This window comes from Leucobacter sp. Ag1, assembly GCF_000980875.1.
Lineage (GTDB): Bacteria > Actinomycetota > Actinomycetes > Actinomycetales > Microbacteriaceae > Leucobacter > Leucobacter iarius.
On record NZ_LAYO01000034.1, the window covers coordinates 1 to 5,683 of the forward strand.

The window sequence follows — 5,683 nt, forward strand, 5'->3', positions numbered from 1 at the left end:
GCGGGGGTGCGTGTTATGTAGGAGGGGGGGGGAAAACAAAAACGGGGCCAGTCCGACCCGGGAAGCATCACGCTCCCCCAGATCAGTCTGGCCGCGTTGGAAAAAGGGGTCCGGCGGTGTCCTACTCTCCCACACCCTCCCGAGTGCAGTACCATCGGCGCAGTCAGCCTTAGCTTCCGGGTTCGGAATGTAACCGGGCGTTTCCCTGACGCTATAACCGCCGTAACTCTATTGACATACCAAAACCATCACCAACCCACACACCAACAGGCATGCGCTTGGCGGGTTCTTGGCCGTACGTCAAGAACCACAAAGTGGACGCGAACATTACATCACAGGAAATTCTGAAAGTGTAAATCAAGTCATCGGCTTATTAGTACCAGTCAGCTCCACACCTTACGGCGCTTCCACATCTGGCCTATCAACCCAGTAGTCTACTGGGAGCCTCACACACACAAGGTGTACGGAAATCTCATCTCGAGGCCGGCTTCCCGCTTAGATGCTTTCAGCGGTTATCCATCCCGAACGTAGCCAACCAGCCATGCCCTTGGCAGAACAACTGGCACACCAGAGGTTCGTCCAACCCGGTCCTCTCGTACTAGGGTCAGATCCTCTCAAATTTCCAACGCGCGCAGCGGATAGGGACCGAACTGTCTCACGACGTTCTAAACCCAGCTCGCGTACCGCTTTAATGGGCGAACAGCCCAACCCTTGGGACCAACTCCAGCCCCAGGATGCGACGAGCCGACATCGAGGTGCCAAACCATGCCGTCGATATGGACTCTTGGGCAAGATCAGCCTGTTATCCCCGAGGTACCTTTTATCCGTTGAGCGACAGCGCTTCCACAAGCCACTGCCGGATCACTAGTCCCGACTTTCGTCCCTGCTCGACCTGTCAGTCTCACAGTCAAGCTCCCTTGTGCACTTACACTCGCCACCTGATTGCCAACCAGGTTGAGGGAACCTTTGGGCGCCTCCGTTACTTTTTGGGAGGCAACCGCCCCAGTTAAACTACCCACCAGGCACTGTCCCAAGACCCGATCAGGGTCCGTAGTTAGATATCCAGAATGACCAGAGTGGTATTTCAACAATGACTCCACGAACACTGGCGTGCCCGCTTCACAGTCTCCCACCTATCCTACACAAGTCACACCGAATACCAATACCAAGCTGTAGTAAAGGTCACGGGGTCTTTCCGTCCTGCTGCGCGTAACGAGCATCTTTACTCGTAATGCAATTTCGCCGAGTTCATGGTGGAGACAGCTGGGAAGTCGTTACGCCATTCGTGCAGGTCGGAACTTACCCGACAAGGAATTTCGCTACCTTAGGATGGTTATAGTTACCACCGCCGTTTACTGGGGCTTAAATTCAAAGCTTCGACCGAAGTCTAACCTCTCCTCTTAACCTTCCAGCACCGGGCAGGCGTCAGTCCGTATACGTCCACTTGCGTGTTAGCACGGACCTGTGTTTTTAGTAAACAGTCGCTTCCCACTGGTCTCTGCGGCCACCACACCCTTTCCCAAGCAAGTTGGTATAAGCGGATGGCCCCCCTTCTCCCGAAGTTACGGGGGCATTTTGCCGAGTTCCTTCACCACGATTCTCTCGATCTCCTTAGTATTCTCTACCTGACCACCTGAGTCGGTTTGGGGTACGGGCGGCTAAAACCTCGCGTCGATGCTTTTCTCGGCAGCATAGGATCACTGACTTCCCCATACGGGTCCCCATCACATCTCACCCAAAGCCTCTAAATATTACTCAGAGACGGGCTACATGCTTAGCCCGGGACAACCATCGCCCGGGACCAGCTACCTTCCTGCGTCACACCTGTTAATACGCTCACCTCACCAGATCGGGTTCGCAACCTCCACACCCACAGAACCCGAAGGCTCAAAGGATGCTTCACCTGCTTAGCACTCCTGGATCAGCGTTTGACGGTTCTTCGCCGGTACGGGAATATCAACCCGTTGTCCATCGACTACGCCTGTCGGCCTCGCCTTAGGTCCCGACTTACCCAGGGCAGATTAGCTTGACCCTGGAACCCTTGGTCTTCCGGAGGACGGGTTTCTCACCCGTCTTTCGCTACTCATGCCTGCATTCTCACTCGTGTGGCATCCACGACTGGATCACTCCGCCGCTTCACTCGCCACACGACGCTCTCCTACCCATCCATACGGCTGAACCACGAAGGCTTGCCTCAGTACGAATGCCACAACTTCGGTGGCGTGCTTGAGCCCCGTTACATTGTCGGCGCGGAATCACTTGACCAGTGAGCTATTACGCACTCTTTCAAGGGTGGCTGCTTCTAAGCCAACCTCCTGGTTGTCACAGCAACTCCACATCCTTTTCCACTTAGCACGCGCTTTGGGACCTTAGTTGGTGATCTGGGTTGTTTCCCTCTCGACTATGAAGCTTATCCCCCACAGTCTCACTGCTGCGCTCTCACTTACCGGCATTCGGAGTTTAGCTGACGTCAGTAACCTTGTAGGGCCCATCGGCCATCCAGTAGCTCTACCTCCGGCAAGAAACACGCAACGCTGCACCTAAATGCATTTCGGAGAGAACCAGCTATCACGAAGTTTGATTGGCCTTTCACCCCTATCCACAGCTCATCCCCTCAGTTTTCAACCTAAGTGGGTTCGGTCCTCCACGACGTCTTACCGTCGCTTCAACCTGGCCATGGATAGATCACTTCGCTTCGGGTCTAGGACATGCGACTGAATCGCCCTATTCAGACTCGCTTTCGCTACGGCTACCCCACACGGGTTAACCTCGCCACATATCGCTAACTCGCAGGCTCATTCTTCAAAAGGCACGCTGTCACACCTACAAGGGTGCTCCAACGGATTGTAAGCAAACGGTTTCAGGTACTATTTCACTCCCCTCCCGGGGTACTTTTCACCTTTCCCTCACGGTACTAGTCCGCTATCGGTCATCTGGGAGTATTTAGGCTTATCAGGTGGTCCTGACAGATTCACACGGGATTTCTCGGGCCCCGTGCTACTTGGGATACACACCACGCGGTAAAACCATTTCAGATACGGGGCTCTCACCCTCTCCGGCCGCCCCTTCCAAGGCGTTCTCCTATAGCTTCACTCTCACGCTCGAGACTCAGCAGCGTCTCACGGCATGTCCCACAACCCCCAACGTGCAACCCCTGCCAGGTATCACACACGCTAGGTTTAGCCTCTTCCGGTTTCGCTCGCCACTACTCCCGGAATCACATGTTGTTTTCTCTTCCTGTGGGTACTGAGATGTTTCACTTCCCCACGTTCCCTCTACCCGCCCTATATATTCAGGCGGGAGTCACCAGGCACGCACGCGCCCTGGCGGGGTTTCCCCATTCGGAAATCCTCGGATCACAGTTCGTTTATCAACTCCCCGAGGCTTATCGCAGATTACGACGTCCTTCTTCGGCTCCAGATGCCAAGGCATCCACCGTTTGCTCTTCGAAACTTGAAATCACATAAGTATCAGAAACGCCCACACCAGCCCGAGGGCCAATATGAGCAAATTTTTGACCAGTGAGCAGACACCACCCCCGAAAGGATGATGTCCAGCTCAAGAACCAGCAACAAGTGCTGGTTCGAAGATGCTCGCGTCCACTGTGTAGTTCTCAACGTACGGTCGATCCCACCCCCATGAACAACACGTTCCATGGACGCAGGTCAAGAGACCCAGTCACCCACACCCCCTTAAGGGCATGGCCGGCTGGTCCTCCAGGACCCAATAGTATGCACCTGGAAGTCTTGGCCTTCCCCGCTCACCCGTTCCAACAACCCCTCCACGAGGAAGGCGTTGCGTACTGAGACATGCGACGAAAATCAAGACTTGTCTTGTCGAATGTTCCACCCATGAGCAGCCAGCACCACACGTTCGGTGATGATCTGGCCATTCTGCGAAACCCCGCAGGGTTTCGAGTGCTCCTTAGAAAGGAGGTGATCCAGCCGCACCTTCCGGTACGGCTACCTTGTTACGACTTAGTCCTAATCACCAGTCCCACCTTCGACGGCTCCCTCCAAAAAGGTTAGGCCACCGGCTTCGGGTGTTACCGACTTTCATGACTTGACGGGCGGTGTGTACAAGGCCCGGGAACGTATTCACCGCAGCGTTGCTGATCTGCGATTACTAGCGACTCCGACTTCATGGGGTCGAGTTGCAGACCCCAATCCGAACTGAGACCGACTTTTTGGGATTCGCTCCACCTCGCGGTATCGCAGCCCTTTGTATCGGCCATTGTAGCATGCGTGAAGCCCAAGACATAAGGGGCATGATGATTTGACGTCATCCCCACCTTCCTCCGTGTTGACCACGGCAGTATCCCATGAGTTCCCACCATAACGTGCTGGCAACATAGGACGAGGGTTGCGCTCGTTGCCGGACTTAACCGAACATCTCACGACACGAGCTGACGACAACCATGCACCACCTGTAACCGAGTGTCCAAAGAGTTCTGTATCTCTACAGCGTTCTCGGCTATGTCAAGCCTTGGTAAGGTTCTTCGCGTTGCATCGAATTAATCCGCATGCTCCGCCGCTTGTGCGGGCCCCCGTCAATTCCTTTGAGTTTTAGCCTTGCGGCCGTACTCCCCAGGCGGGGAACTTAATGCGTTAGCTACGACACAGAAACCGTGGAACAGTCCCTACATCTAGTTCCCAACGTTTACGGCATGGACTACCAGGGTATCTAATCCTGTTCGCTCCCCATGCTTTCGCTCCTCAGCGTCAGTTACGGCCCAGAGATCTGCCTTCGCCATCGGTGTTCCTCCTGATATCTGCGCATTCCACCGCTACACCAGGAATTCCAATCTCCCCTACCGCACTCTAGCTTGCCCGTACCCACTGCAGGCCCGAGGTTGAGCCTCGGGTTTTCACAGCAGACGCGACAAGCCGCCTACGAGCTCTTTACGCCCAATAATTCCGGACAACGCTTGCACCCTACGTATTACCGCGGCTGCTGGCACGTAGTTAGCCGGTGCTTTTTCTGCAGGTACCGTCACTTTCGCTTCTTCCCTACTAAAAGAGGTTTACAACCCGAAGGCCGTCATCCCTCACGCGGCGTTGCTGCATCAGGCTTGCGCCCATTGTGCAATATTCCCCACTGCTGCCTCCCGTAGGAGTCTGGGCCGTGTCTCAGTCCCAGTGTGGCCGGTCACCCTCTCAGGCCGGCTACCCGTCGTCGCCTTGGTGAGCCATTACCTCACCAACAAGCTGATAGGCCGCGAGTCCATCCCGAACCGATAAATCTTTCCACCCACACACCATGCGGTGATGGGACATATCCAGTATTAGACGCCGTTTCCAGCGCTTATCCCAGAGTTCGGGGCAGGTTACTCACGTGTTACTCACCCGTTCGCCACTCTTCCACCCAGCAAGCTGGGCTTCATCGTTCGACTTGCATGTGTTAAGCACGCCGCCAGCGTTCGTCCTGAGCCAGGATCAAACTCTCCGTAAAGAAACAAAGCAGAACCACCAGCGGAATAAGCCGGGACTCTGCGAGTTTGACCTGACAAAAACAAACATCATTACTGACGTTCAATTTGTCCAAAAGGAATCGCCATTCACCCACACCCAAAGGTGCAGATGGACGGGATAATAAATTGGCATTTGACAATCAAGTGCACACTATTGAGTTCTCAAGGACCAGACGCCCCCCGTACTCGCCAAAGCTTTCCGAAAGACAACCT

The 5,683-nt window shown here is 54.8% G+C and carries 3 rRNA genes; all 3 read right to left on the bottom strand.

The features are described 5' to 3' along the window. Window positions 1–108 precede the first annotated feature (108 nt). Window positions 109–225, bottom strand: a 5S ribosomal RNA gene (gene rrf / locus XM48_RS00275). A 128-nt stretch (window positions 226–353) separates the two neighbouring features. Beyond that, a 23S ribosomal RNA gene (locus XM48_RS00280) occupies window positions 354–3,459 on the bottom strand. Between the two features lie 469 nt (window positions 3,460–3,928). After that, window positions 3,929–5,451 (bottom strand): 16S ribosomal RNA (locus XM48_RS00285). Together the 16S, 23S and 5S rRNA genes form the textbook arrangement of a ribosomal RNA operon. Window positions 5,452–5,683 lie beyond the last annotated feature (232 nt).